The 26,147-nt window shown below is 72.3% G+C and carries 23 protein-coding genes; 10 read left to right on the top strand and 13 right to left on the bottom strand.

The window, feature by feature from the left end; genetic code table 11:
- Positions 1 to 70 precede the first annotated feature (70 nt).
- Both OG349_RS30250 and OG349_RS30245 read right to left on the bottom strand, forming a co-directional pair.
- Positions 71 to 1,489, bottom strand: coding sequence for a HEAT repeat domain-containing protein (locus tag OG349_RS30250; protein ID WP_327237599.1), 1,419 nt, complete (start codon positions 1,487 to 1,489; stop codon positions 71 to 73).
- Positions 1,490 to 1,740: 251 nt separating this feature from the next.
- The gene (locus tag OG349_RS30245) at positions 1,741 to 2,133 is read right to left on the bottom strand and encodes an ankyrin repeat domain-containing protein (protein ID WP_327237598.1); all 393 of its coding nucleotides are present in this window, start codon (positions 2,131 to 2,133) and stop codon (positions 1,741 to 1,743) included.
- 239 nt (positions 2,134 to 2,372) lie between these two features.
- Between OG349_RS30245 and OG349_RS30240 the strand changes: the two genes are divergently transcribed.
- Both OG349_RS30240 and OG349_RS30235 read left to right on the top strand, forming a co-directional pair.
- Entirely contained in the window at positions 2,373 to 2,567 is a 195-nt protein-coding gene (locus tag OG349_RS30240) for a hypothetical protein (protein WP_161307554.1), read from the top strand.
- A 42-nt stretch (positions 2,568 to 2,609) separates the two neighbouring features.
- Positions 2,610 to 4,205 (top strand): hypothetical protein, encoded by a 1,596-nt coding sequence (locus tag OG349_RS30235; protein ID WP_327237597.1) that lies wholly within the window; start codon positions 2,610 to 2,612, stop codon positions 4,203 to 4,205.
- A gap of 190 nt (positions 4,206 to 4,395) precedes the next feature.
- Here the strand turns inward: OG349_RS30235 and OG349_RS30230 are convergent, their stop codons facing one another.
- Positions 4,396 to 5,895: an SCO1417 family MocR-like transcription factor gene (locus tag OG349_RS30230; protein ID WP_327237596.1), complete on the bottom strand. Its 1,500-nt coding sequence runs from the start codon at positions 5,893 to 5,895 to the stop codon at positions 4,396 to 4,398.
- 100 nt (positions 5,896 to 5,995) lie between these two features.
- Here OG349_RS30230 and yczE point away from each other — a divergent pair, with 100 nt between their 5' ends.
- From yczE to OG349_RS30210, 4 genes are all read left to right on the top strand, one after another.
- The gene (gene yczE, locus OG349_RS30225; RefSeq protein WP_327237595.1) at positions 5,996 to 6,664 is read left to right on the top strand and encodes a membrane protein YczE; all 669 of its coding nucleotides are present in this window, start codon (positions 5,996 to 5,998) and stop codon (positions 6,662 to 6,664) included.
- Complete coding sequence (locus OG349_RS30220) at positions 6,661 to 7,425, top strand: glycerophosphodiester phosphodiesterase (RefSeq protein WP_327237594.1); 765 nt, start codon at positions 6,661 to 6,663, stop codon at positions 7,423 to 7,425. The genes yczE and OG349_RS30220 overlap by 4 nt, the downstream gene beginning before the upstream one ends.
- A 70-nt stretch (positions 7,426 to 7,495) precedes the next feature.
- Positions 7,496 to 8,869: an MFS transporter gene (locus OG349_RS30215; RefSeq protein WP_442806335.1), complete on the top strand. Its 1,374-nt coding sequence runs from the start codon at positions 7,496 to 7,498 to the stop codon at positions 8,867 to 8,869.
- A gap of 255 nt (positions 8,870 to 9,124) precedes the next feature.
- The gene (locus OG349_RS30210) at positions 9,125 to 9,499 is read left to right on the top strand and encodes an RNA polymerase-binding protein RbpA (RefSeq protein WP_161311542.1); all 375 of its coding nucleotides are present in this window, start codon (positions 9,125 to 9,127) and stop codon (positions 9,497 to 9,499) included.
- 144 nt (positions 9,500 to 9,643) lie between these two features.
- Here the strand turns inward: OG349_RS30210 and fxsA are convergent, their stop codons facing one another.
- The 4 genes from fxsA to OG349_RS30190 all read right to left on the bottom strand — a co-directional run bounded on the left by fxsA (position 9,644) and on the right by OG349_RS30190 (position 13,760).
- Positions 9,644 to 10,249: an FxsA family membrane protein gene (fxsA, locus tag OG349_RS30205; RefSeq protein ID WP_327237593.1), complete on the bottom strand. Its 606-nt coding sequence runs from the start codon at positions 10,247 to 10,249 to the stop codon at positions 9,644 to 9,646.
- Between the two features lie 114 nt (positions 10,250 to 10,363).
- A complete protein-coding gene (locus OG349_RS30200) occupies positions 10,364 to 11,131 on the bottom strand; it encodes a polyprenol monophosphomannose synthase (protein ID WP_327237592.1) in 768 nt (255 codons plus the stop codon).
- A gap of 482 nt (positions 11,132 to 11,613) precedes the next feature.
- Complete coding sequence (locus OG349_RS30195) at positions 11,614 to 13,239, bottom strand: amidohydrolase (protein WP_327237591.1); 1,626 nt, start codon at positions 13,237 to 13,239, stop codon at positions 11,614 to 11,616.
- Between the two features lie 80 nt (positions 13,240 to 13,319).
- Positions 13,320 to 13,760: an Lrp/AsnC family transcriptional regulator gene (locus tag OG349_RS30190; RefSeq protein WP_167034295.1), complete on the bottom strand. Its 441-nt coding sequence runs from the start codon at positions 13,758 to 13,760 to the stop codon at positions 13,320 to 13,322.
- A gap of 228 nt (positions 13,761 to 13,988) precedes the next feature.
- Here OG349_RS30190 and OG349_RS30185 point away from each other — a divergent pair, with 228 nt between their 5' ends.
- Entirely contained in the window at positions 13,989 to 14,414 is a 426-nt protein-coding gene (locus OG349_RS30185) for a hypothetical protein (protein WP_327237590.1), read from the top strand.
- Between the two features lie 90 nt (positions 14,415 to 14,504).
- Here the strand turns inward: OG349_RS30185 and OG349_RS30180 are convergent, their stop codons facing one another.
- Positions 14,505 to 15,677, bottom strand: a complete 1,173-nt coding sequence (locus OG349_RS30180) for an acyl-CoA dehydrogenase family protein (protein ID WP_327237589.1) — start codon at positions 15,675 to 15,677, stop codon at positions 14,505 to 14,507.
- A 432-nt stretch (positions 15,678 to 16,109) separates the two neighbouring features.
- Between OG349_RS30180 and OG349_RS30175 the strand changes: the two genes are divergently transcribed.
- Entirely contained in the window at positions 16,110 to 17,390 is a 1,281-nt protein-coding gene (locus OG349_RS30175) for a glycoside hydrolase family 18 protein (RefSeq protein ID WP_327237588.1), read from the top strand.
- Positions 17,391 to 17,402: 12 nt separating this feature from the next.
- Here OG349_RS30175 and OG349_RS30170 read toward each other — a convergent pair whose 3' ends face one another.
- Together OG349_RS30170 and OG349_RS30165 are read right to left on the bottom strand one after the other, a co-directional pair.
- A complete protein-coding gene (locus OG349_RS30170) occupies positions 17,403 to 18,143 on the bottom strand; it encodes a TetR/AcrR family transcriptional regulator (RefSeq protein WP_327237587.1) in 741 nt (246 codons plus the stop codon).
- A gap of 101 nt (positions 18,144 to 18,244) precedes the next feature.
- A complete protein-coding gene (locus OG349_RS30165; protein WP_327237586.1) occupies positions 18,245 to 19,594 on the bottom strand; it encodes a peptidase C39 family protein in 1,350 nt (449 codons plus the stop codon).
- A 211-nt stretch (positions 19,595 to 19,805) separates the two neighbouring features.
- Here OG349_RS30165 and OG349_RS30160 point away from each other — a divergent pair, with 211 nt between their 5' ends.
- Both OG349_RS30160 and OG349_RS30155 read left to right on the top strand, forming a co-directional pair.
- The gene (locus OG349_RS30160; RefSeq protein WP_327237585.1) at positions 19,806 to 20,414 is read left to right on the top strand and encodes a uridine kinase family protein; all 609 of its coding nucleotides are present in this window, start codon (positions 19,806 to 19,808) and stop codon (positions 20,412 to 20,414) included.
- Between the two features lie 382 nt (positions 20,415 to 20,796).
- A complete protein-coding gene (locus OG349_RS30155; RefSeq protein ID WP_327237584.1) occupies positions 20,797 to 22,701 on the top strand; it encodes an AAA family ATPase in 1,905 nt (634 codons plus the stop codon).
- A gap of 73 nt (positions 22,702 to 22,774) precedes the next feature.
- Here OG349_RS30155 and OG349_RS30150 read toward each other — a convergent pair whose 3' ends face one another.
- The 3 genes from OG349_RS30150 to OG349_RS30140 form a co-directional block, all read right to left on the bottom strand.
- Complete coding sequence (locus OG349_RS30150; protein ID WP_327237583.1) at positions 22,775 to 23,830, bottom strand: hemolysin family protein; 1,056 nt, start codon at positions 23,828 to 23,830, stop codon at positions 22,775 to 22,777.
- Complete coding sequence (locus OG349_RS30145) at positions 23,827 to 25,395, bottom strand: hemolysin family protein (RefSeq protein WP_327237582.1); 1,569 nt, start codon at positions 25,393 to 25,395, stop codon at positions 23,827 to 23,829. Before OG349_RS30145 ends, OG349_RS30150 begins: the two co-directional genes overlap by 4 nt.
- Before the next feature lie 185 nt (positions 25,396 to 25,580).
- Positions 25,581 to 26,099, bottom strand: coding sequence for a PH domain-containing protein (locus OG349_RS30140; RefSeq protein ID WP_327237581.1), 519 nt, complete (start codon positions 26,097 to 26,099; stop codon positions 25,581 to 25,583).
- Between the last annotated feature and the right edge of the window lie 48 nt (positions 26,100 to 26,147).

The raw sequence follows: 26,147 nt of genomic DNA, 5'->3' as shown, positions 1-26,147 counted from the left end.
GGCACCGCCCCGGCGCTCCGCCGGACGCCCACGCCCCTGAGGTCATCGCGAGGTCATGAGCGTCCGGTGGTCACAGAGCGGCGGCGTCGGGGCCGATCCTGCTCCGTACGGCGGTCTGCACCTCGGCCTCCTCGGCCGGATCCGCGGCCAGCCTCCGCAGCCGCTCCGCCACCCGTACGTCGGCGGTCTCCGCGTGCAGCGCGGCGACCTCCCTGGTGGTCTCCTCGCAGTCCCACAGGCATTCGACGGCGAATCCGGTGGCGTACGAGGGGTCGGTGGCGGCCAGCGCCCTCGCCGCGCGTCCGCGCAGCTGGGAGGAGGCGGTCTCGCGGTAGACGTGCCGCAGGACGGGAGCGGCGCAGACGATCCCGAGGCGTCCCGCCCCGTCGACGAGGGTCCACAGCAGGGGCGCGTCGGGCCCCTCCGACCGTACGGTCTCGCGCAGCGCGCCGAGGACGAGCTGGGTGTCCTGCGTGCCGCCCCGGCCGGCGAGCACCCCCGCGGCGGAGGCGCCGAGGGCGTCGGGCCGGTGGACCCAGCCCCGGGCCCGGTCGACGGCGTCCTCGCCGCACATCCGCTCGAACGCGGCGACGGAGGCCTCCGCGACCGTGCGGTCCGTACTCGACGCGGCGGCCTCGATCAGGTCGAGGACCACCGGGTCGCGGATCTCGGCGAGGTAGTGGAGCGAGGCGCACCGGGCCGCGTCGGGTCCGTTGCGCGCGGCCTCGACGATCGCCTGCCGGTCGTCGGGCCCCGCGACCGCCGTGAGGCAGCGCGCGGCGGGCACATGGAGGGGCGTGCCCCGGTCGAGCGCCTGTTGCGCCCAGTCGAAGACGGCCTGGACGCTCCAGCCCGGCCGGGGACCGCTCGGCCGCATCTGGCGCTGCCAGCGGTCGAACGAGCCCTGTTCTCCCGCGGCCTTGATCCGGCCGCCGACCGCCGCGCGGGGATCATCGGCCCAGAGCCGCCAGGGGCGGGGTTCGAAGGCGTCCCGCACGGCCGAGGCCAGTTCGGCCTCGCCCTCCGGGGTCGCCGGGAAGCGGGCGAGCACGGGCAGCGCGAGGGAGCGCAGGCCCGTGTCGTCGTCGCGCAGCGCCAGCTCGTCCAGGGCCCAGGCCCAGTTGGAGCCGGTCGCGGCGTAGCGCCTGAGGAGGTCCAGGGCGTCGCGCCTGCCGTACGAGGCGAGGTGCCCCAGTACGGCGAGGGAGAGCCCGGTTCTGGACTCCTCGGTGTCGAAGTGGTCCTCTGCCCGGAAGAGATGGTGGTCGATGGCGTCAAGACCGCCGTGGAGATCCAGGTAGAGGCGTGCGTAGTACAGCGAGCGGTTCTCGACCTGCCAGTCGTGGCGCGGGTCGGTCAGCACGCAGTGGTTGAGGGCGGCGAGCGCTTCCGCGCGGGGCGCGGCGAGCGCGTGCAGCGTGCCGTCGCCGCGGCCCCTCTGCAACAGGCCGAGCAGCGTGCCGCTCGGCGCTATGACTGGATCGAACATGGGGAAAGCCTCACTCAAGCTGTCGACGCAACCGGGGGGTATGGATACCTAGGCCGCGCGGCAACAAGTTCGGCCGACCGTCGTCTGTCGCTTGGTGTGGACCATCTTCCTCTGCCTCTCGTCGGGGACCCGTACGGGCTCGACGTCATGATGACCCAGCCATTTCGCCTCCGCGACCACATTTCGCCTCCCGCCCGTTCCCGCGCCCGTCCTGGGGACGCTCCCGCCTCACACGGCGGGACCCTCCCGCCTCACTGTGCTCCGAAGAGCTCCAGGAGGTCCGCCTTCCCGAACATCCGCGCGGTATCCACGGCGGAGGGGGTGCCGCCCGCCGGATCGGCGCCGCCGGCCAGCAGGGCGCGGATCACCGCGTCCTCGCCCTTGAAGACCGCGCCGGCGAGCGGGGTCTGGCCACGGTCGTTGGCCCGGTCCGGGTCCGCGCCACGCGCGAGCAGGAACTCCACGGCGGGGGCGTGTCCGTGATAGGCGGCGAGCATGACGAGGGAGTCGCCCCGGTCGTTGGAGAGGTTCGGTGACACTCCGGCGTCCACGAACGCGGCGAGGGCGTCGCCCTCACCCCGCCGGGCGTGCTCGAAGATCCTCGTCGCCAGCTCCACCACCGCCGGATCGTGGGCCTCGCTCATCGGTGAACCGCCTTTCACGCCGTTGACCTGGTGCGGACGGCGTACGCAGCCGTCCGGGTGAACGAAAGAGTACTGCTCAGCGGCAAGGTCGGGCGGTCCGCCACCCGGGCGGGGCCCCGATGTGGGCCAGTGAGGTGAAATACCAAATATTTCACCCATTTACACCTTTTGTCGCATAGATACTTTCGGTGATCCTGGAAGAACTCATGGTGACTGTCCCCTCAACCAGGAGAATCCTCATGATCCTGTCCATCTCAGGTGTCGTGCTGCTCGGAATCATCGTCTTCCTCTTCTTCAGGAAGGACGGACTCAAGGCGTCGCATGCGTTTGTGAGCGCCCTCTTCGGTTTCTACCTCGCGGGCACCGCCATCGCTCCGAGCATCACGGCCGGCGGCGCCTCCCTCGCCGGTCTGCTGGGCGGGATCAAGTTCTGACCCCCGCCTCCCTCCCTTCCCGCATCCCCCCAGGAGACAGACGTGGCCCGGCGACCGCTCCCCCGCATTCTGAGCAGCGGCAGTGCCCAGCTCGCTCGCAGCCGCGAGATGGCCCGCACGGCCGCCGACGGCGCCACGGATGTTCTCCATCCGCTGATCACGATCACCCGTGGTCTGCGGGTGCTGGCCGCCACCGGGCGCCAGAAGTGGGCCGGCACCCCCAAGGAGCGGCGCGGTCCCGCGCTGTTCCTGGTGGCGGCCTGCGGCCTGGTGGTCGCGCTCGTCCCGTACGGGCCGCTGCTGGCCCTCATCTCGGTGATGGCCGCGGCCGCCTGGAAGGGACGGGACCGTACGCCGAAGCGGACGGGGCCCGACGAGGCGGAGACGGAGCGGCTCCGGTCCCTCTACGAGGCGCTGGTGCCCTACTTCTCCGTGCCGGAGGACCCCAGTCCGCTCTTCTCCCACGGCGGGGAGTGGGAGTCGGCGTTCGACGAGTACACGTTCGACGGTGACGGACGGCTCACCAGGCTGCGGATGAAGTACCCCCCGTACTTCACCGACGGTGAGCCGGCCGCCCGCGCCAGGATCGAGCAGCTCCTGCACGCCAAGTCGGGGCGCGGGCGCGAGTACCTCTTCGACTGGGACGAGGAGGGCAACCAGCTGGTGCTGACCGTCCTCGCCGCCCTCCCCACCGCCATCGCCGCGCAGCGTTTTGTCACCGTCCCCGGTGAGACGGTGCTCGGCTTCACCGACGACGACGCGGTGCAGCGCACCGTGCCGGTCCTGGCGGGCGACGAGACCCACGATGCCCCGCCGGTCGTGTGGCGTACGGGTCCGCGCTCCACGGAGCCGCACCTGCTGGTGGCCGGCCAGCCGGGCAGCGGCGCCACGAGCCTGCTGCGCTCGCTCGCGCTCCAGGCCCTCCAGCACGGCGACGTGCTGATCGTGGAGGGCAGTGCCACGGGCGAATTCGCGTTTCTCTCGGGGCGCCGGGGGGTGCTGTCGGTGGAGTCCTCCCTGTCCGGCGCGCTGTCCAGCCTCGAATGGGCCTCGCACGAGACGGAACGGCGGCTGATCGCGGCGAATCGCGCACGGCAGTCCGGGCATCCCACGCCCGACGACGTGAAGTGCCCGCTGTGGATCTTCGTGGACCGGCCGAGCGTGTTCGGGCAGCTGGCTGCGGCGGGCGGGCGGCCCGATCCGCAGGAGCACCTCCAGATCCCGCTCCGCCACGGGCGGGCCGCGGGGGTGACGGTGGTCGTCGCGGAGCAGCTCGACTGCCTGGACGCGCTGGGCGACGCCGTACGGTCGCACACGCGCGCCCGGGTCGTCCTGGGGCCGGTGGCGGCGGCGCAGGTGGAGGGGGTGCTCGGGGCTCCGCCGCACACGACGCCCACGCCGGACGTGCCGCCGGGGCGGGGGTACGCACGCCTCGGTACGGGGCCGGTGCTGAGGCTCCAGGTGCCGGCGACGCCCGATCCCTACGACGACGCGACGAGCGAGGGGCACCGGCGGGCGGTGCTGGAGCTGCTGCCCGACGCGGTGACGCCTCCGGCTGGGGGGCCTGTTCCTGAGCGGGCGGTGGAGCGGGTGGCCTCTGCGGGGCCGGTCGCTACGGGGGTGCCGGTCGAGGGCTGAGGCTGCACGACCGGGTGCGGCCCGGTGACCGTTCGTCCTCAAACGCCGGACGGGCTTGATCGGGCCGGACATGATGACCGGGTGCCGCCCGGTGGGCGGTGTCCTCAAACGCCGGACGGGCTTGATGTGCCCCGCACCCGGTCGTCATGTCCGGCCCGCGAGGAACGGCGGACCCACGCGCGGCAGCGCGTTACGCCACGAAGGACTTCGGGGTGTCCGTGCCCGTGCCCGCGCCGCCTCGTACCAGGCGCGCCGCCGTCGCCAGGCGTGTCGCCGCCTCGGCCGCCACCGGGCCTCCCACCGTGAACGGGAGGCGTACGTAGCCCTCGAAGGCGCCGTCGACGCCGAAGCGGGGGCCCGAGGGGACCCGTACGCCCACCCGTTCGCCCACCTCCGCCAGGCGCGAGCCCGACAGGCCGCCCGTCCTCGCCCACAGGGTCAGGCCGCCGCGGGGCACCGCGAACTCCCAGTCCGGCAGCTGCTCCCGTACCGCCGCCACCATCGCGTCCCGGTTCCCCCGCGCCTGCCCTTGCCGGAAGGCGACCGCGTCCTCCCACTCGCCGCTGCGCATCAGCCAGTTCACGGCGAGCTGTTCCAGCACCGGCGTGCCGAGGTCCGCGTACGCCCTCGCCGACACCAGCGACCGGATGACCTCCGGCGCCGCCCGCACCCACCCGATGCTGAGCCCCGCCCAGAACGCCTTGCTCGCCGAGCCCACCGTCAGGACCGTGCTGCCCGCCGGGTCGAACGCGCAGACCGGCCTCGGCATCTCCAGGCCGTCGTCCAGCGGCAGCTCGACCATGGTCTCGTCCACGACGAGCACCGTCCCCGCCGAACGCGCCGCGTCGACCAGCTGGCGCCGCTGGTCGTCGTCGGCCAGCGCCCCGGTCGGGTTGTGGAAGTCGGCCACGACGTACGCGATCCGGGGCGCCGCGTCCCGCATCACCTGACGCCAGCGCGGCAGGTCCCAGCCGGCCAGCCCCTCCGCCATCGCGACCGGCACCAGCCGGGCGCCCGCCTGCCGCATCAGCTGGAGGATGTTCGCGTACGACGGCGACTCCACCGCGATCCGCTCCCCCTGGCCCGCGAAGAGCTGGCAGATCGCGTCGATCGCGCCCATCGCGCCCGTGGTGATCATGATCTGTTCGGGCATGGTCGGGATGCCACGGGCCGTGTAGCGGTCCGCGACCGTCTGCCGCAGCGCCAGCAGCCCCGCCGGATAGCGGCCGTGCGTGTGCGCGTACCTCGGCAGCTCCTCCAGAGCCCCCTGGACGCCCCGGGTGAGCCAGGGCTCCGGCGCGGGCAGCGCGGCCGTACCCAGGTCGATCATCGAGCCCAGTGCCTCGGGCGGCAGCGGTTCCAGCCCGCGCGCCGGCAGCGGACTGCCCGCCGGGACCGCCGTCCAGCTGCCCGCGCCCCTGCGGGACTCCAGGAAGCCCTCGGCGCGCAGCGCCTCGTACGCGGCGGCCACCGTCGTACGGCTCACCGACAGCGCGACGGCCAGCTCCCGCTCGGCGGGCAGCCGTGCCGCGACCGGCACCCGGCCTTCCAGCACGAGCAGCCGGACCCCCTCCGCGAGCGCCCGGTACGCCGGCGGCCGGCGGCTGTTCGGCCCCGCGGGCCGGTCGTGCTGCGCCTTGAGCTGCCGGGCGAGCTGCGCCGCGCCGACAGCAGAGGTCCACTGCGCCATAGAAGTCAGTCCACCTTCACCGGATTGGCCATGGTTGGCGAGGAGGAGCCAGCCACAGAGTGATGCGTACCAGTCCACCATCGCATCAGGAGACCCCTTCATGTCCACCACCGCCGGCCTCCGGGGCGTCCATCTCAGCCGTCGGCTGTTCCAGCTCTCCACCGGACTCGCGCTGTACGGGGCGAGCGCGGCGCTGCTGGTGCGCGGCGGGCTGGGTCTGGAGCCGTGGGGAGTGCTTCACCAAGGACTGTCCGAGCGCACCGGCCTGTCCATGGGCGTCGTCTCGATCATCGTGGGCGCCACCGTCCTGCTGCTGTGGATACCCCTCCGCCAGCGCCCGGGGCCCGGCACGGTCTCCAACGTCTTCGTGGTCGGCATCGCCATGGACGCCACCCTCGCCCTCGTCCCCGACGCCCACGGCGCGCCCGCCAGGATCACCCTGCTGGTCGCGGGCATCGTCCTCAACGGGGTCGCCACCGGCCTGTACATCGCGGCCCGCTTCGGCCCCGGCCCGCGCGACGGTCTGATGACCGGGCTGAACCGGGTGACCGGCCGCTCGATCCGGCTCGTCCGTACCTCCATCGAGATCGCCGTGGTGGCCACGGGCTTCGCCCTCGGCGGCTCGGTCGGGATCGGCACGGTGGCGTACGCCCTGGCCATAGGCCCGCTCGCGCAGCTCTTCCTTCGTGTCTTCGCCGTCCCGGCGGCGCCCGCAAGCAGCCCCGTCGTCGCCGCCGGGTCACCGGAGCAGGCCATACTGCGGCCGTGACCCACCCACGCCATCCGTACCTGGACCACCCGGGCCCGATCCCCTTCGCGCACCGCGGCGGCGCGGCCGAGGGCCTGGAGAACACCGCCGCCGCCTTCCGCCGCGCGGACTCCCTCGGCTACCGCTACTTCGAGACCGATGTCCACACCACCGCCGACGGCCGTCTGGTCGCCTTCCACGACACGACCCTCGACCGCGTGACGGACGGGCACGGCCGGATCGCCGACCTCCCCTGGGAGGAGGTACGGCAGGCGCGGGTGGCGGGCAAGGAGCCGCTGCCCCTCTTCGCCGACCTGCTGGACGAATTCCCGGACGCCCGCTGGAACGTGGACATCAAGGCCGCCCCCGCGCTCGTCCCGCTGGTCGACCTGATCCGCAGGACGGGCAGTTGGGACCGGGTCTGCGTGGGGTCCTTCTCCGAGCGCCGGGTGGCGGCGGCGGCGCGGCTCGCGGGCCCCCGCCTGGCCACCTCGTACGGCGTACGGGGCGTGCTGGGCCTGCGACTTCGCTCGTACGGGGTCCCCTTCCCTGTCCGGGCGGGGGCGGTGTCGGCGCAGGTGCCCCAGGCGCAGAGCGGCATCCCGGTGGTGGACGAGCGTTTTGTACGGACGGCCCACGCGCGGGGTCTTCACGTGCACGTCTGGACCGTCAACGAGGCGGATCGCATGGAGGCCCTGCTGGACCTCGGCGTGGATGGCATCATGACCGATCAACTGGAAACGCTGCGCACGGTGTTCACCGCGCGGGGAGCCTGGCACTGAACGCCGGACACCGGACGCCGCACAGGGAACGCCGGGCACTCAACGCCGGGAACTGATCGAGGGGGCGCGGGTGACCGCCGAGACCGTGGACCGTACCGAAGAGCCGGACGGCCCGGGCGGGCCGGACGGGGTGCGCGACCGCAGGCGCGAGCAACGAGGCTGGTACTTCTACGACTTCGCCTGCTCCGTCTACTCCACGAGCGTCCTCACCGTCTTCCTCGGCCCGTACCTCACCTCGGTGGCCAAGGCCGCCGCCGACGCGGAGGGGTTCGTGCACCCGCTGGGCATCCCCCTGCGCGCGGGGTCGGTCTTCGCCTACTCCGTCTCCGTGTCGGTCGTGGTGGCGGTGCTCGTGATGCCGCTGGCGGGCGCGGCGGCCGACCGTACGGGACGCAAGAAGCCGCTGCTGGCGGCCTCCGCGTACCTGGGCGCGACCGCCACGGCCGGCATGTTCTTCCTGGACGGCGACCGCTATCTGCTGGGCGCGCTGCTGCTGATCGTGGCGAACGCCTCGCTGTCCGTCTCGATGGTGCTCTACAACGCGTTCCTGCCCCAGATAGCCGGGCCCGAGGAGCGCGACGCCGTCTCCTCCCGGGGGTGGGCGTTCGGCTACACCTCGGGCGCCCTGGTGCTGGTGCTGAACCTCGTCCTGTACACGGGCCACGACACGTTCGGCGTCTCCGAGTCGACGGCGGTACGGATCTGCCTCGCCTCGGCCGGCGTCTGGTGGGGCGCCTTCACGCTCGTCCCGCTGCGCCGGCTACGGGACCGCGCGGTGCCGGCGCACGGCGAGGGGTCGGTCGGCACCGGCTGGCGGCAGCTGAGGAACACCCTGCGGGACATGCGCCGCCATCCGCTGACCCTGTCGTTCCTGCTCGCCTATCTGGTCTACAACGACGGCATCCAGACGGTGATCTCACAGGCCTCGGTCTACGGCTCCGAGGAACTGGACCTGGACCAGACGACGCTGATCACGGCCGTGCTGCTGGTGCAGATCCTGGCCGTGGCGGGCGCGCTCGGCATGGGCAGGCTGGCCAGGTCGTACGGTGCCAAGCGGACCGTCCTCGCCTCCCTGGCGGTGTGGACGCTGATCCTCGGGGCAGGCTATTTCCTGCCGGCCGGGACGCCGGTGGCGTTCTACGCACTGGCGGCGGCGATCGGACTGGTGCTGGGCGGCAGCCAGGCGCTGTCCCGCTCGCTCTTCTCCCACCTGGTGCCGCGCGGCAAGGAGGCCGAGTACTTCTCCGCGTACGAGATGAGCGACCGGGGGCTGAGCTGGCTGGGACCCCTGGTGTTCGGGCTCGCGTACCAGCTCACGGGGAGTTACCGGGATGCGATCATCTCCCTGGTGGTGTTCTTCGTCGTGGGGTCCGTCCTGCTGGCGAGGGTGCCGGTGGGGCGGGCGATCGCCGCCGCGGGAAACCCCGTACCGGCACGGATTTAGACGTTGAAGTCAAAGGGCGGTAGTGTACGCGTTTGGCCTGCCGGGCGGACCGTTCCTGCGTAGTGGAGAAATGAATTCGCCGGGTGACATCTTCTGTCAGAGGTGACAAAGCGGTCACTGGTGGGTACAACAAGGGGCGGCACGACGGGCGACGCAAGACCCGGCACGGGAATCTTTACCGCGGACCGGACGTTGACCGGATGACGACGACAGCGACACCTGTCCTGTGGGCGACAAGCCCGGGAGGCACGATTCATGAGTGAGCGAGCTCTCCGCGGCACGCGACTCGTGGTTACCAGCTACGAGACGGACCGCGGCATCGATCTGGCCCCGCGCCAGGCGGTGGAGTACGCATGCGAGAACGGACATCGATTCGAGATGCCGTTCTCGGTGGAGGCGGACATCCCGCCGGAGTGGGAGTGCAAGGCGTGTGGCGCCCAGGCACTCCTGGTCGACGGAGATGGCCCCGAGGAGAAGAAGGGCAAGCCTGCGCGTACGCACTGGGACATGCTCATGGAGCGGCGCACACGCGAGGAGTTGGAGGAGGTGCTGGCCGAACGGCTGGCAGTCCTGCGCTCCGGCGCCATGAACATCGCCGTGCACCCGCGGGACAGCCGGAAGTCGGCCTGACCGCGAGCATGTAACCACCGCACAAAAGTCATAAGAGCGCATAACGCAGTAGAGCCACAGAACAGCCGATGGGCCCGACACACACCGTGTGCCGGGCCCATCGGCTGTTCTGTGGAGTCTGTCCTGTGGACCCTGTCGGCCTCGCTACTTCGAGAGCGGCGGCCGGGGGCCGTTGTCCTCCGGCGGGCGCGGCGGCTCGTCGTGCCGGATGACCTCGCCCTGGACGACCTTGCCGTCCGGCTGCCGCATCCGGGCCTGCTGGAAGGCGTCGCCCAGGCTGCCGGGCGCCGCCACGGCGCTCATCCGGCGCTCCAGCGACCGCTCCGCGTACCGGCCCAGGGCCTTCCGTACGAACGGGATGAGCAGGAGCAGGCCCAGGACGTCCGTGATCAGCCCGGGGATCATGATCAGCAGGCCGCCCAGCATCAGGAACCCGTTGCCGGTGGACCCGTGCCCCTCCGGCGGCGCCACGGCCTGCGGACCGGCGGCCTGCTGCGCCTGCTGCTGGCGCTGGAGGGTCGCGGTCAGGTTGGCGAAGGCCCGCCGGCCGGCGCTCTTGATGACCACCGCGCCGACCACGGCCCCGCCGATGAGCAGGGCGAGGATCGTGAGGCCGCCGGAGACCCCGGCGACGAAGATCAGCAGCCAGATCTCCAGCACCACCCACAGAGCGAGGCCCAGCGGGATCAGCGTGCGGGCACGGGAGCGCGTGGGCGGGGTCCGAGGAGGCCCAGGATGTCCGGTCGTCATGGTTCCAGTGTGCCTGGGCGGGGGTCGGTCCGGCGTATGGGAGCAATCAAAAGAGCCGGGAGGAAGGGCCGGGCGGGGCCGGGCGGAAGAGCCGGGCCGACGACCTCAGGCAGCTCAGGAGGGCTTGCGGCCGAGGAAGCGGTTCGCCCGGGACTCGACGCCCCAGGCGGTGACCTTCCAGAGCGCTTCCACGACGATGTCCTTGCTCATCTTGGAGTCGCCCACCTCACGCTCCACGAACGTGATCGGCACCTCCACGACCGTGAATCCGGCCTCGACCGCGCGCCGTGCGAGGTCGATCTGGAAGCAGTAGCCCTGGGAGGAGACGGCGGCGAGGCCGAGTCCTTCCAGGGTCTCGGCCCGGAAGGCGCGGAAGCCGCCGGTGACGTCCCGGATGGGGACACCGAGCAGGAGCCGCGAGTAGGTGCTGGCGCCCCGGGAGAGGAACTCCCGGTTCTTGGGCCAGTTGACGATGCGCCCGCCCGGCATCCAGCGGGAGCCGAGGACGAGGTCCGCGCTCTTGAGCGCGGTCAGCAGCCGGGGCAGTTCCTCGGGCTGGTGGGAGCCGTCGGCGTCCATCTCGACCAGGACGCCGTAGCCGTGCTCCATGCCCCATCGGAAGCCCGCCAGATAGGCCGCTCCCAGCCCTTCCTTGCCCTTGCGGTGCAGGACCCGGACCTGGCCGTCCTCGGCCGCGAGCTCGTCCGCGAGCTTGCCGGTGCCGTCCGGGCTGTTGTCGTCGGCGATCAGGATGTCGGCCTCGGGCACCGCCGCGCGGACCCGGGAGACGATCGGCTTGATGTTCTCGGCCTCGTTGTAGGTCGGGATGATCACCAAGGCTTTACCGAGCGGGCCGTACCGCCTCTGACCACCGTCGTTCACTGCTGCCCCTCAATCGCGCCGTACGCCGAGGCACCACCTTAGCGAGCACGTGAGGGTGGGTGGTCACCGCATCGCGGACCTACGGATCGGGACCCGGCGTCCTTCGGGCCGACCTGGGACCCGCTGGCTGCGGGTCGACCGAAAGCCGTTGTCTACTGAACGCCGGGACCCCGCCCGGGTCGCACCTGCCGGCCGGCCGAAACTTCCCTCGCCCCCGAGACGCGGGTGCTGGACCTGGCTCCCAGTGGAGGTGCGCCGGTGCGGCACACCGCCCCGTGGCCCAGCGGCGTTCGACGACTGCGCGGAGGTTGCCGGACGGACGTCCTGTGGTGGACTCGGCCGAACCTACCCGCCGGTGACTGCTTACTGTCAACAGTCGTTTGACCTGCGGTGTTGACCCAAATCAGCAGGTCAGTGGGGAAGATCCGCAGGTCGCGGCGGAGGCCGGGAAGCATCGGTCGGCGGTACGAAATGTCCGTACGTCACTCTTTCGGTCCCACAAACACCGTTTGTCCGGCGACAACGGTCCGCAGGCATTCCGGCAGCGGTCCGCCCGGCGTGAGATCGGGCAGTCCCGGGGTGCCCGAGCGGGGATCGGTGGACCAGCGGGACACCCGGTCGTCCGGGGCCTGGACGACCAGGGCGCCGGTGCGCCAGACGGCGTAGTCGGCGGGGGCACCCGGCACGAGCGTACCGGCGTCGTCGCGTCCGAGGACCCGCCAGCCGCCCCGGGTGTGGGCGGTGAAGGCGGCCCGGACGGAGATCCGGTGTGCGGGCGTGCGGTGGAAGGCCGCCGCGCGGACCGTGCCCCAGGGGTCGAGCGGGGTGACCGGGCTGTCGGACCCGAAGGCGAGCGGGACGCCGGCGCGCAGCAGGGCCGCGTACGGATTCAGTGTCCGGGCCCGCTCGATGCCCAGCCGTTCGGCGTACATGCCGTCCTCGCCGCCCCAGGCCGCGTCGAAGGCGGGCTGGACGGAGGCGGTGAGCCCCAGCTCGGCGAAGGCGGCGATCGTCTCGGGGATGAGCATCTCGGCGTGTTCGACGCGGTGCCTGGCGGCCCTGACGCGGGCCAGGCCCAGCCGCTCGGCGGCGGCGCGCACGCCGTCCACGACGGCACCGACGGCGGCGTCCCCGATGGCGTGGAAACCGGCCTGGAGACCGGCCTCGGTGCACGCCGTGACGTGGGCCGCGACGGCGGCCGCGTCGAGGTGGGCGGTGCCGGTGTGGGGGGCGTCGGCGTACGGCTCGCGCAGGTGGGCCGTGTGGGAGCCGAGGGAGCCGTCCACGAAGAGGTCACCGGCCGCGCCGGCGGCGCCCAGGTCGCGCACGCGCGCGGCGCCCTTCCCGTCCGTGATCGCCTCGGCCCAGTAGCCGTGGACCCGGGGTCCCGGTTCGCCGGCGGCCAGGGCCAGCAGCGCGGTGAAGTCGTCCTCGTCGGAGATGTCGGGTCCCGCGCATTCGTGCAGGGTCCCGATGCCGAGCGAGGCGGCGTGGTGCCGGGCCGCGCGCTGGGCCTCGGCGCGCTGGTGGGGCGAGACGGCGGCGTGGGCGGCCGCCCGGACGGCGTGGTGCGCCGCGGCCGTCAACGGGCCCTCCTGGTCGTAGCCGGTGAGGGAGGTGACGCCGGGGACCAGGTCGAGCAGGGCGGTGGTCGCGACGGCGGAGTGCACGTCGATACGGGTCAGGTAGAGGGGCCGCCCGCCCGTCGCCTCGTCCAGTTCGGCGCGGGACGGTGCACGCCGCTCGGGCCAGCGGGCGGAGTCCCAGCCGTGGCCGAGGAGGATCCGTACGCCGGGGTGCGCGGTGGCGTGGGCCCGTACGCGCCCGAGCGCGTCCCGCAGGCTCCGCGCGCCGGACAGGTCGAGGCCGGTGAGCGCGAGACCCGTCGCGGTGGTGTGGACGTGGGCGTCGGTGAAGGCGGGGGTGACCAGCGCGCCGTCGAGGTCGACGACCTCGTCCACCCCGGTGGCGAAGGCGTCGGCCGCCCCTTCCGAGCCCACCCAGGCGACATGGCCGCGTTCGACCACCATGGCGGTGGCGAAGGGGTCGGCGGGGCTGTGGACTTCTCCGCCGCGCAGGAGCACGGTGCGGGTTTCGCTCTCGGTCATGCCGACCAGTGTCCCTTTTCCGGCCGGGCGCCCCGCCGCCGGGGACCCGGTACGACATCCCTGTGAGACACGGCAGGCGCTCACATGCGCGGTGGGCGGGCCTCGTACGGCGTGGAGAGGACCACCGTCGTCCTGGTGGAGACGCCGGCCAGGCCGCGGATGCGGGTCAGCAGGTGCTCCAGCTCCAGCGGGGTGGCGACCCGGACCTTGAGGATGTAGTTCTCGTCCCCGGCGACGCTGTGGCACGCCTCGATCTCGGGGACCGAGGCCAGACGGTCCGCGATGTCGTCGGGGGCGCTGGGGTCGAAGGGTTTCACGGAGATGAAGGCGGTCAGCGGCAGGCCGACGGCCTCGGGGTCGACCACGGCCGCGTACCCGCGGATGACACCGCGCTGCTCCAGCCGGCGGACCCGCTGATGCACCGCCGAGGTGGACAGGCCGGTGGCCTTGCCCAGGTCGGTGTAGCTCATCCGGCCGTCCTTGACGAGCAACTCCACGATCTGACGATCCAGCTCCTCCATACGGATCAACCTATTGCCCCGGGCCCCCTCCGGCACAGTCGGCCGGAGGTCTCTTGTGGAAGGCCTCCCCGTGCCTCGCGGACACGTGCGGCGGGCATGTGACGAACGCCACAGATCTGTGGGGCGGTCCATCGGGACCTCACGGTTACCGGACGCGCACGGAGGGAATTGCTTGCTGTGGTCGAGACCACAAGTGCCTGGTCGGCCCACCCGAGGGGGAATGTCTCCATGCAGAGCCTGAAGCGCGCAGGACGCGGCGAACCGGAATCCGTCGAGCTTGTCGAGGCGGACGATTCCGATGAGTTCGACGAGTCCGATCTCTACGACACGTTCGAGATGTACCGGGTCGTCTGCCCGGACTGCGCCCGGCCGATCGCGCTCCTGGCGGACGAGGACGTCCTGCCCGAGCACGCGCTGTGCCCGTCTCCGTGGAACCCGTTCGTGCTCACGGTGTGCGCGGGTACGGGACGCCGGGCGTCGGAGGCCGGGGCCGCCGACGAGTCGCCTGAGGCCCAGGAGCAGCACACCGCGCTGCTCCTGACGCTTCCTCAGGGACTCGACTGGCGGACGCAACCCTTCTCGCACGTCGGCGGCCCGGGCTCGCGGCCGTTCAAGTCGTTCCCGGCGGCGCGTCAGGCCTCACGCGCCGCGTGAGCGCGGAGCCGTACCGTACGTGAGCCAACCCCCGCACCATGACGACGTGTTCGGCATGGTGCGGGTCCGCGCCCCGGCCCAGGGCGCGCCCTAGCGGCTTTCCGGGCCCAGCAGTTGACGGGCGATCACCATCCGCTGGATCTGGTTGGTGCCCTCCACGATCTGGAGCACCTTCGCCTCGCGCATATAGCGCTCGACGGGGAAGTCCGTCGTGTAGCCGTAGCCGCCGAGGACCTGTACGGCGTCGGTGGTGACGCGCATGGCCGCGTCCGTGCAGAACAGCTTCGCCATGGCGGCCTGCCGGGAGAACGGCAGGCCGGCGTCGCGCAGGCGCGCGGCGGCGAGGTAGAGCGCCCGGCCCGCCTCGATCTGTGTCGCCATGTCCGCGAGCAGGAAGCGCAGTCCCTGGAAGTCCGCGATGGGGCGGCCGAACTGCCGCCTGCCCGTCGCGTACGCCGCGGCCTCGTCCAGGGCCGCCTGCGCGAGGCCGACGGCGCACGCGGCGATCCCGAGGCGTCCCGAGTCGAGCGAGGCGAGCGCGATCGCGAAGCCCTGCCCCTCCTCCCCGATGCGCCGGTCGTCCGCCACCCGCACGCCGTCGAAGTGGAGTTGGGCGGTGGGCGAGCCCTTCATGCCCATCTTCTTCTCCGGGACGGCGGCGTGCAGGCCGGGGGCGTCGCCCGGCACGAGGAACGCGGTGATGCCCCGCGCGCCGTCGCCGCCCGTCCTCGCCAGGACCGTGCAGAAGTCCGCGATCCCGCCGTGGGTGATCCAGGCCTTGGTGCCGGTGATGACCCAGTCGTCGCCGTCCCTGACCGCGCGCGTCCGCAGCGAGGCGGCGTCGGAGCCCGAGGCGGGCTCGGAGAGGCAGTAGGCGCCCAGCAGACCGCCGCCCAGCATCGCGGGGAGGTGTTCCGCCTGCTGCTCCTTGCTGCCGAACCCGGCGAGCGCGTAGGAGGCCAGGGAGTGGACGCTGACGCCGAGGCCGACGGTGAGGCGGGCGGCGGCGAGTTCTTCGAGGACCTGGAGGTAGACCTCGTACGGCTGGTCCCCGCCGCCGAGGGCGGAGTCGTACGGCAGGCCGAGCAGGCCCGACTCGGAGAGCAGGGTGAAGAGCGGGCGCGGGAAGTGTCCCGCTTCCTCCTCCTCGGCCGCCGCGGGAACGATCTCCCGCTGGGCGATGTCGCGTACGAGCGCGAGAAGGTCCTCGGACTCTTCGGTGGGCAGGTGACGTTCCACCGGCTGCGGGGCGCGGTCGGGCATGGCGGCGCTCTCCTCCCTGTCGGGACACTGCGGCGGTCGCGCGCGGGGTGGGGCGGCGCCGCCGGCTGAGGTCCGGGGTGCCCCCGGACGCGTACTGCCCAACCGATGCTGCCTTCCCGGATCGCGGAAGGGGCTGACCAGCGGTTGTGGCGCGTTGAGTATGCCCGATCGGCGGCCCCCCGTCACCGGGGCGGATCCGCCCGCTCCGCGCGCCTCCGCGCGTGCCCGGGCGCCCGGCCCGTCCCGTTCGTCCCCTTACGGTGCGGCCGAGTTGGTCCGCACCATTGACCGCAGTGGTCTAGTCCTTCTAACGTCCACCCGGAACGGGTTCGGTGTTCATGTCACATCCGGACCGTGGCCGGCCGTCCTTCCACCGCTCCGTCCCGTCCGGCCATTCCCCCACCCGTACGTCCTCCCCCACGAGGAGACTTCGTGCTCACACTTCACCGTCCTCGCGCCCGGCTCCGGGCGCTCGTCGCCGCCGCGTGTACCGCCGCTCTCGGTGTCAGCCTCCTCGCCGGGGCCGGCAGCGCCTCCGCGGGTGCGCCGACGTCGCCGGCGGCCGCGCAGCAGGCGGCCCAGCGGGCCGCCGCGCCGGCAGCGGCCGCAGCCGGCAGCAAGGTGGTCGGCTACTTCACCAACTGGGGTGTGTACGACCGGAATTACCACGTCAAGAACATCGAGACGTCCGGTTCCGCCGCCAAGCTCACGCACATCAACTACGCCTTCGGCAACGTCACGGGCGGCAAGTGTGTGATCGGCGACTCGTACGCCGACTACGAGAAGGCGTACACCGCCGACCAGAGCGTGGACGGCAAGGCCGACGCCTGGGACGCGCCGCTGCGCGGCAACTTCAACCAGCTGCGCAAGCTCAAGGCGAAGCACCCCGGCCTGAAGGTCATCTGGTCGTTCGGCGGCTGGTCCTGGTCCGGTGGCTTCACCGAGGCCGCGCGGAACCCGGCCGCCTTCGCGAAGTCCTGCTACGACCTGGTGGAGGACCCGCGCTGGGCCGATGTCTTCGACGGCATCGACATCGACTGGGAGTACCCCAACTCCTGCGGTCTGAGCTGTGACACGAGCGGTCGCGCCGCCTTCAAGAACCTCGCCTCCGCGCTGCGGACGCAGTTCAAGGCCCCGAACCTGGTCACCGCCGCCATCACGGCCGACGGCACCCCCGGCGGCAAGATCGACGCCGCCGACTACGCGGGCGCCGCGCAGTACCTCGACTGGTACAACCCGATGACGTACGACTTCTTCGGTGCCTTCGCGGCGCAGGGCCCCACGGCCCCGCACTCCCCGCTCACGAACTACGCGGGCATCCCGACCCAGGGCTTCACCACCGACACCGCCATCGCCAAGCTCAAGAGCCTCGGCGTCCCGGCCTCGAAGCTGCTGCTCGGCATCGGCTTCTACGGGCGCGGCTGGACCGGTGTGACCCAGAAGGCGCCGGGCGGGTCCGCGACGGGCGCGGCGGCCGGCAAGTACGAGGCGGGCATCGAGGACTACAAGGTCCTCAAGACCAGCTGCCCGGCCAACGGTACGGTCGGTGGCACCGCGTACGCCTTCTGCGGCAACAACTGGTGGAGCTACGACACCCCCGCCACCATCGCCGGGAAGATGGCCTACAAGAACCAGCAGGGTCTTGGCGGCACGTTCTTCTGGGAGCTGAGCGGCGACACCACCAACGGTGAGCTGATCAAGGCGATCAACTAGGCAGGACGGTTCTCACTCCTCGCCGGGCGGGCGGGCATCCGGCCCGCCCGGCGCGGGACCGTCCGGCGAGTCGAGCAGGCTCTCCGCCTGCCGGTCGTCGAGGCCCGTGAACGGCCGCCACTCCAGGTCGGGTGGCGGCGCCGGGCATTCCGGCGCGAACTCCTCGATCGTGTTGAGGGTGTGACGCAGCATCCGCACCAGCAGGTCGCGCGGGATCTCCCGGGGCAGCGTGTCGCGGTGCGCCAGCCATTCGAGCGTGAGCCACTCGACACTGCTCAGCCAGCCCAGCAGCGCGAGCCGGGCGATCGGCGGGATGTCGTGGTGTCCGTAGGCGCCGTCGGCGACCGTGGAGACCAGTCCCGTACGCACGGCGTCCCGGATGGACTGCACCTGGGTGTCGAAGCCCACACCGCCGTTGATGACGGTGCGGTAGGCCGCCTCGTTGTACTGGGCGAAGCGCAGATAGGCCTCGACGGTCCGCTGCACGCGCTGGGTGCGCGGGAGTTCGGCGCCGCCCGCGGCGAGCGTGACGAGTTCGGTGACGGCGTCCTCGACGATCGCGAGGTAGTAGCCGCGCTTGTTCTCGAAGTAGTAGTAGATCAGCCCCTTGGCCACCCCGGCGTGCGAGGCGATGTCGTCCATCGACAGCGCGTCGTACGAGGTGTCGGCGAACAACTTCCTTCCGGTGGCGATGAGTTCGGAGCGTCGCACCTGTGATCGGGCGGACGCGCCCCGCTGCTGACTACGATTCACGTTCGCGTCCTGGTCTCCGGCTGCCTCAGAATGCCCGCAGTATTGCAGAGACACCGGTGGCGGCCGGAGACCGGTTCGATCAGAGCGGTCCGGGCTTCCGGTCAGAGCAGACCCACCGCGCGCAGGGCGTGCCGCTGGGCGGTGCTGGGGTCGGCGGGCCAGTAGACGTAACAGACGCCGCCGGTCCCCGAGGTGATGTTCCCCGCCGCGTTGTAGCGCTTGGTGCGCAGCCAGATGGTCTCCCACTCGGCCCGCCGGTACACCCGCCGTACCGCGTTGTTGTCGGGCGAGGCGGGGTCGTTGGCGATCACGTCCCCGGACTCGGTGAAGCCGATCACGGTCATCAGGTGCCCCGCCGTGCCGTAACCCGCCCCGGTCAGCTCCTTCTGGAGGAACGACTGCGACGTGATGACGGGGATGCCGGCGCGGACCAGGTTCTCCACGTCGGTCAGCGAACCGAGCCGGGTGACCGCCGAGTTCAGGTCCCGGTACGTGGCGGCGTACGCGGCGTTGAAGGGCCAGTTTCCGCACCCGTCGTACTGGTAGTCGAACGCGTACCGGGCCGCGTGGCAGACCTGCGGGTCCGCGTAGGACGGGTCGACCCAGGCGAGATCCTCGGTGGTGGGCCTACGCCCCCAGTACTCGATGATCATCTGCGAGGAGGTGGGGCTGCACCAGGCCTCGCCGCCGTTGTCGTACTCCGGGTACTGCCCGGCATGGGTGTTCTGCGAGTAGCGCGGCACGGTCAGCTCCCGCGCCAGGCCGGGCGCGGAGGCCGGCACGGTGAACCGGTCGGGGATGTCGGACGCCATCGCGCCGAGCCGGTGCACGGTCGGGGTGAGCCGGGTGCCCGGCTTGCGGTACAGGGTGAGCCGCAGCTGGTACGAGGCCAGGCGCAGCCCGCTCGCCGCGTCGTCCACGGCGAACGTGTCGGTCCAGATGCTGCTGCGCCCGTCCGTCTGGTCGTCGACGGAGGTACGCCGGATGTCGTCGGGGCCGTCACCGGAGGTCCAGCGGCCGAGGACGTACCACGGGGTCCGGGTCTTGTCGGAGTAGTCGCCCCGCAGCTCGATCTGGATCCAGGTACCGGCCGGCGTCGTGGCGTTCCAGGAGGCGACGAGTTCGGTGGCGGGGACGGCCGAACGGTGGACCGGCGAGGTCCACGTCCCGTACTCCCAGGCGGTGGTCAGCCCGGTGTGCGGATCGGCGTAGTCGGTGCGGCCCGTGGGGGAGCCGATCGCCAGGGAGGGCCGGGCGCCCGCCACGGCGCGGGTGCCCCGGGCCTCGCCCGCGCGCCAGTCGGAGTACGAGGTCCAGAAGGAGTTGTCCACCAGTGGCTCGGTTCGGGGGGCGGACAGGGCGGCCGCGGGGACGGCGGAGACCACGGCGGCGGACGCGGCGGACGCGAACACGGCGGCCAGTACGGTTCTGCGGGAGGTGGGACGGGTCACAGGGGGGACCTCCGGTCGAGGCAGAAAGGGGGGAAGGGCGAGAGGGGGGAAGGGGCGGCTGCCCGGCAGTCGTCAACTATCCAGGCTCCCGGCGGCCTCCTGCCAGCGATTCGGCCCGCGTGGCGCGAGCAATATTGGTCTCGACCAGTGGCATGACCTGCGGGACCACCGGGCGCCGGACCACCGCCCCCACCCCTCGTAGGCTGGGCGGATGGACGATCTGACGGATGTGGCCGCAGCCCTGCGCGCCCTGCCGCCCTCCTGCGGTCCCGTACGGCTGGTGGCGGTCGACGGCCACGCGGGCTCCGGGAAGAGCACCTTCGCCACCCGCCTGGCGGACGCGCTCGGCGGCGCGCCCGTCCTGCGTCTCGACGACCTGGCGACACACGAGGAGCTGTTCGCGTGGCTGCCCCGGCTGCTCGATCAGGTGATCGAACCCCTCGCGCGCGGGACGAGCGCGCGCTACGCGCCGTACGACTGGACCCTGCGCCGCTTCGGTACGCCCCTCCTCCTGGAGCCCGCCCCCGTCGTCCTGATCGAGGGGGTCGGGGCCGGACGGCGGGGCCTGCGGCCGTACCTCGCCCGGCTGCTGTGGATGGACCGGGGCGCCGAGGAGTCCTGGCGCCGGGGGCGCCGGCGCGACGGACCGGCGCAGACCGGGTTCTGGGACGGCTGGACGATGGCGGAGACCAGCCATTTCACAGCGGATCCCTCGTGGCCGTTCGCCGACGCGCTGGTACGGGAGGTGCGGGAGGGGTACGTGGTGTCTCCTGCGCCGCCCGCGACAGCGGGAACCGAACCGGCCCCTCACCCAACGTGATCAGTTCCGGTCTCCCTGCCGAGCAGTCGGCATCCGGCCCGGCGTGTCTCCAACTCCGCTTGACCGACGGGTGGGACAGGTCTTACGTTCTTAATGTGCGGCTTTTCGGAGCCGCCGCAGACGCGAAGCCCCCGGTTGTTCCCCCGTGATCGGGGGCTTCGTTCTGCCCCTTTCACCCCTTCCCGGCCCCCGCGCCGCACCCCGCGCTCACCGTCGGTCACCGCGCCCTCCCGACGCACGGCACCCTTAGTCCCGTACCCCCTGCGCAGGTACGATGCATCTCGGTGCGGTCAATTCCCGTCCGCGACAAGGTGGTTCGGCACGCTGCCGACGGGCTCCCGCCCGGCGGGACATCATGGGTGCACGGTTTGTGGGGGACCTGATGGATTTCGGCACGCAGGGCACGCACGCCCCGGCCGACCTCGCCTGGGTGCGTGGCGTGGACGCGTACACCATGGGCGCGTATCCGCAGGCGGAGGAGGAGTTCAGGACCGCCGTACGGCTGGATCCCGGGATGGCCGACGGCTGGCTGGGGCTGCACGCGCTGCGCGTCGACACCACGACGGCCCTGCTCCGGATGTACCGCCACCGCGACCGCTTCGGCGAGCAGCGCGCCCACCACCGCCGTACGCTCAACTCCTGGTACTGGCTGGGCTGGTGGGTGCAACCGGTGCTGGAGAGCGGCCGGGACCTGCTGCTCGCGCACGCCTCGCACTGGCTGGACGGCCGGCACGTACCGGAACTCGACCGGGCGCTCGCCGCGCTGCCGCCGGTGAACGCCGATACGCAGGTGCGGTTCCTGCACGCGTGCCGCGCGTACCTGGTCAAGGACTGGGACGAGCTGGTACGCCACACCGAACCGCTCGTCGACGACACCCTCCTGGGCATCGAGGCGGGCCTCTTCGGCGGCATGGCCCGGGTCAGGCTGGAGATGTTCACCCAGGCGGAGCCGCTGCTGGCCACGGCGCTGATGCGCTGCCGCAGCGAGCAGCCGCAGCGCAAGGAGCTGCGCTACTGGCTGGCGCGCGCCCACGAGGGCACCGGCCGCAGCGCCGCCGCCTTACCGCTCTACCGCGCCGTGCACCGGCTCGACCCGTCGTTCATGGACACGGCCGCCCGGCTCGCGGCGATCACGGACCTGGACGGGTACGAGGGCGCCGACGACCCGGGCGGGCTCGCCTCGGTGGCCCTGGCGGGCTTCGGCCAGGAGGCGGTGGACGCGCAGGGCGATCCGGAGGCCCCGCCCGCCCCCGACGCGCACCTCGGCGGCGAACCGCAGCCGCTGATGGGCAGCGGCCCGGCGGACCCGCCGCCCGACAATTTCGACGGGGTACGGGAGAAGGTCCCGCTGCCCGTGCAGCCCGCTCCCCCGCGCTTCCCGGCGGGCCCCACCGATCCGGTCCTGCTGGCGAGCGCCCTGGCCGAGCTGGAGCGGATGGTCGGCCTGGAACCGGTCAAGCGGCAGGTCAAGGCGCTCTCGGCGCAGCTCAACATGGCGCGGCTGCGGGCCGGTGAGGGACTGCCCGTCCAGCCGCCGAAACGTCACTTTGTCTTCTCGGGCCCCTCCGGCACCGGCAAGACCACCGTCGCCCGCATCCTGGGCCGGGTCTTCTACGCGCTCGGACTGCTCGGCGGGGATCATCTCGTGGAGGCCCAGCGGGCCGATCTGGTGGGTGAGTTCCTCGGCCAGACGGCGGTCAAGGCGAACGATCTGATCGACTCGGCGATCGGCGGGGTGCTGTTCGTGGACGAGGCGTACAGCCTCGCCAACACCGGCTACAGCAAGGGTGACGCCTACGGCGACGAGGCCCTCCAGGTGCTGCTCAAGCGCGCCGAGGACAGCCGCGACCATCTGGTGGTGATCCTGGCGGGCTACCCGGAGGGCATGGACCGGCTGCTCGCCACCAATCCCGGCCTCTCCTCGCGCTTCACCAGCCGGGTCGACTTCCCCAGCTACCGGCCACTGGAGCTGACCGCCATCGGCCAGGTCCTGGCCGCGGAGAACGGCGACGCCTGGGACGAGGAGTCGGTGGACGAGCTGCGCTCGATCAGCGCGCACGTCGTCGCCCAGGGCTGGATCGACGAGCTGGGCAACGGGCGCTTCCTCAGGACGCTGTACGAGAAGAGCTGCGCGTACCGCGATCTGCGGCTGTCCGGGTACAGCGGCACCCCGGGACGCGACGACCTGGCGACACTGCGGCTGCCCGACCTGATGCAGGCGTACGGAGAGGTGCTATCGGGCCGGGGTCCGGTGAACCGGGGCCAGCAGGAGCCGCCGGGGCCCTGAGCAGGGCGCGAAGCCGAACGACAGAGGGCCGGCCCCGCGGGGGTCGGCCCTCTGTCACGTCACAGCTCGCGCGTCAGAGTGCCAACGCCTGGTTGTTCTCCCGGTGGGACGGGTCCCGTACCTCACCGACCAGCATCTCCAGCACGTCCTCCAGCGCCACCAGCCCGAGCACCCGCCCGGACGCGTCCGCGACCTGGGCGAGGTGCGTGGCCGCACGGCGCATCACGGTGAGCGCGTCGTCCAGCGGCAGTTCCGCCCGCAGGGTCGCCATCGGCCGCCACACGTGCTGCGGTACGGCCCGTTCGTCCGCCTCCAGGTCGAGGACGTCCTTGACGTGGAGGTAGCCCATGAAGGCCGCGTTGCCCTCCGCGCACACCGGGAAGCGCGAGAAGCCGGTCCGTACGGTCAGCTCCTCGATCTCGCGCGGGGTGACGGCGGGCGTCACCGTCACCAGCGACGCGCGCGCGAGCAGGACGTCGGTGACCGGGCGGCTGCCCAGCTCCAGCGCGTCCTCCAGGCGCTCCTGCGCCTCCGCGTCGAGCAGCCCGGCCTGGCCCGAGTCCTCGACGAGGCGGTTGAGCTGCTCACTGGTGAAGACCGCCTCCACCTCGTCCTTGGGCTCGACCCGGAACGCCCGCAGGACCAGCCGGGCGCAGGCGCCCAGCGCGGCCGTGACCGGGCGGCAGAGCCGGGCGAAGCCGACCAGGCCGGGGCTGAGCCAGAGCGCGGTCTTCTCCGGGGCCGCCATGGCGAGGTTCTTCGGGAGCATCTCCCCGATGACCAGGTGCAGGAAGACCACCAGCGCCAGGGCGATGACGAAGCCCAGCGGATGGATCAGCCCCTCGGGCACCCGGACCGCGTGGAACAGCGGCTCCAGCAGACGCGCCACCGTCGGCTCGGCCACCGCGCCGAGCGTCAGGGAGCAGACGGTGATGCCGAACTGCGCGGCCGCCATCATCTGCGGCAGATTCTCCAGGCCGTGCAGCACCTGCCGGGCCCGGGCGGAGCCGAGGGCGGCGTGCGGCTCGATCTGGCTGCGGCGTACGGAGACGAGGGCGAACTCGGCGCCGACGAAGAACCCGTTGGCCAGGACGAGAAGCACGGCGAGGCCGAGTTGCAGCACGCTCATCGGGAGCCCTCCGCCATCGCGGGGGCGTCCGTGGAGGCGTCCTGGGCGGCACGGCCGGCGTCCTGGTGGGCCACGCGGCCCGCGTCCTGGGCGGCCAGGCCCGGCAGGTCGTCGTGCGCGCCGCCGGACGGACCGTCACCGGCCACGCCCACCGGGACCTTCGCGGGACCTCCGGCGCGGGATCCGGCGGGACGGGAGGCGGGAGCGTCGGCGGCGAGGTCCTCTGAGCTGTCCTGGTACGCCTCCGCCGGTACGTCGCCGGTACGGACCAGCCGTACCCGCTCCGCCCGGTAGCGGTCCACCCGCCGGACGGAGAGCCGCCAGCCGGGCAGCTCCGCCCGGTCCCCGGGAGCGGGGATACGGCCCAGCAGATCGGCGACGAGGCCCGCCAGCGTCTCGTACGGGCCGTCGGGCACGTCCAGGCCGATGCGCCGCAGGGTGAGGACGCGGGCGCTGCCGTCGGCCTCCCAGGCGGGCCTGCCGTCCTCGGCGGCGACAGGGGCCAGTTCCGGCCGCCCGTCGCCCTCGGCGTCGTGCTCGTCCCGGACCTCGCCGACAAGCTCCTCGATGATGTCCTCCAGGGTGACGACCCCGGCCGTACCGCCGTACTCGTCGACCACGACGGCTATGGGCTGTTCGCTGCGCAGCCGCTCCAGCAGCTGCTGGACGGGCAGGGTCTCGGGGACCAGCAGCGCCGGGACGGCGATGCGCCCGGCCTCCGTACGCGTCCGCTCGTCGCGGGGCACGGCCAGCGCGTCCTTGAGATGCACCATGCCGACGATCTCGTCGATGCGCTCCCGGTAGACGGGGAAGCGCGACAGACCGGTGGCCCGGGTCAGGTTGAGGACGTCCGCGGCGGTCGCGTCCGACTGGAGGGCGCTGACCTTCACGCGGGGTGTCATCACGTGCTGCGCGGTGAGCCGGCCGAGGGACAGGGTCCGTACGAACAGGTCGGCGGTGTCCTGTTCGAGCGTGCCCGCCTGGGCCGAGTGCCGGGCCAGGGAGACCAGCTCGCCGGGGGTACGGGCCGAGGCGAGCTCGTCCGTCGGTTCCACGCCCAGCATCCGGACGAGGCGGTTGGCGACGGTGTTGAGCAGGGTGATCACCGGCCGGAACGCGGTGGAGAAGAGATGCTGCGGTCCGGCGACGAACCGGGCCACCTGGAGCGGCCGGGACACCGCCCAGTTCTTGGGGACGAGTTCGCCGATCACCATCTGGACGGCGGAGGCGAGCAGCATGCCCACCACCACCGAGATCCCGGAGACGGCGCCGTCGGGCAGCCCGGTCGCGGTCAGCGGCCCGTCGAGCAGGTGGGCGAGGGCCGGTTCGGCGAGCATGCCGACGACCAGCGAGGTGATGGTGATGCCCAGCTGGGTGCCGGAGAGCTGGAACGACAGCTCGCCGAGTGCCTTGACGACGGTACGGGCCCGCCGGTCGCCCGCGGCGGCGGCGCGCTCGGCGTCCGGCCGGTCCACGGTGACGAGGCCGAACTCGGCCGCCACGAAGAAGCCGTTGGCGAGGATGAGAAGGAATGCCGCGGCGAGCAGCAGAAGGGAGAGGGTCATGCCGCCGCCTCGTCGAAGGGGGCGGCGCAGGTACTACCGGATGATCCGTCCATTGCTGGAGGGAGTCACTCCTCGGGTCGCAGGATGCCCCACGGGCCGGACACGGCCGTCGGACGCGGGGCGCGGCGCACTTCGGCGCCGCCACCCACCAGAGTAATCAAGACAGGGGCGTGGAGGGCAGGGGCTCAGCCGTTGTGGCTTCCGGCGTCACCGGAACCGGCGCCCCGGGGATCGGTCCCGGGGCCCCGCGGTGCGGTGTCCCGGGAGTCGGTGCCGGTGCCGTGGGACTCCGCGAGGGCCCGCAGGGCGCGCGCGTCACGGATGGCGTGTTCCTTGGCGACACCGGGCTGGATGGCCAGGACGGGCAGGCTGCTGCCGTCGCTGAGGTCGAGGAAGACCCAGGGGTCGCCGGTGCGCAGATTGACCCGCAGGATCTCCGCCCAGGCCAGCCGGCGGGTCCGGGTGAGATTGACCACGGTCACCCCGTCGGCGTCGGCGACGACCTTCGGGCGGCTCAGGAGCGCGAGCACCCCGAAGAACAGCGCGGCGGTGACGATGAAGCTCAGCCGCTCCCCCGGGTTCAGCTGCTCCAGCGTCATACCGATGACGGAGATGACCGCGAACATCACCGCGCCGACAGTGAGGAGCACGATCCGGGTACGGGTGGCCCGGAAGGTGACGGGGAGCACGGGCAGCACTGACATGGCGTTTTGGTCTTCCAGAGGTGGCGTCGGGGCCGGGGGAACGGGCCG

Origin of the sequence: Streptomyces sp. NBC_01317 (genome assembly GCF_035961655.1) — a bacterium.
Classification (GTDB): Bacteria; Actinomycetota; Actinomycetes; order Streptomycetales; family Streptomycetaceae; genus Streptomyces.
Note: the sequence above shows the minus strand (reverse complement) of the source record. Positions and strands in the feature narration are given on the sequence as shown.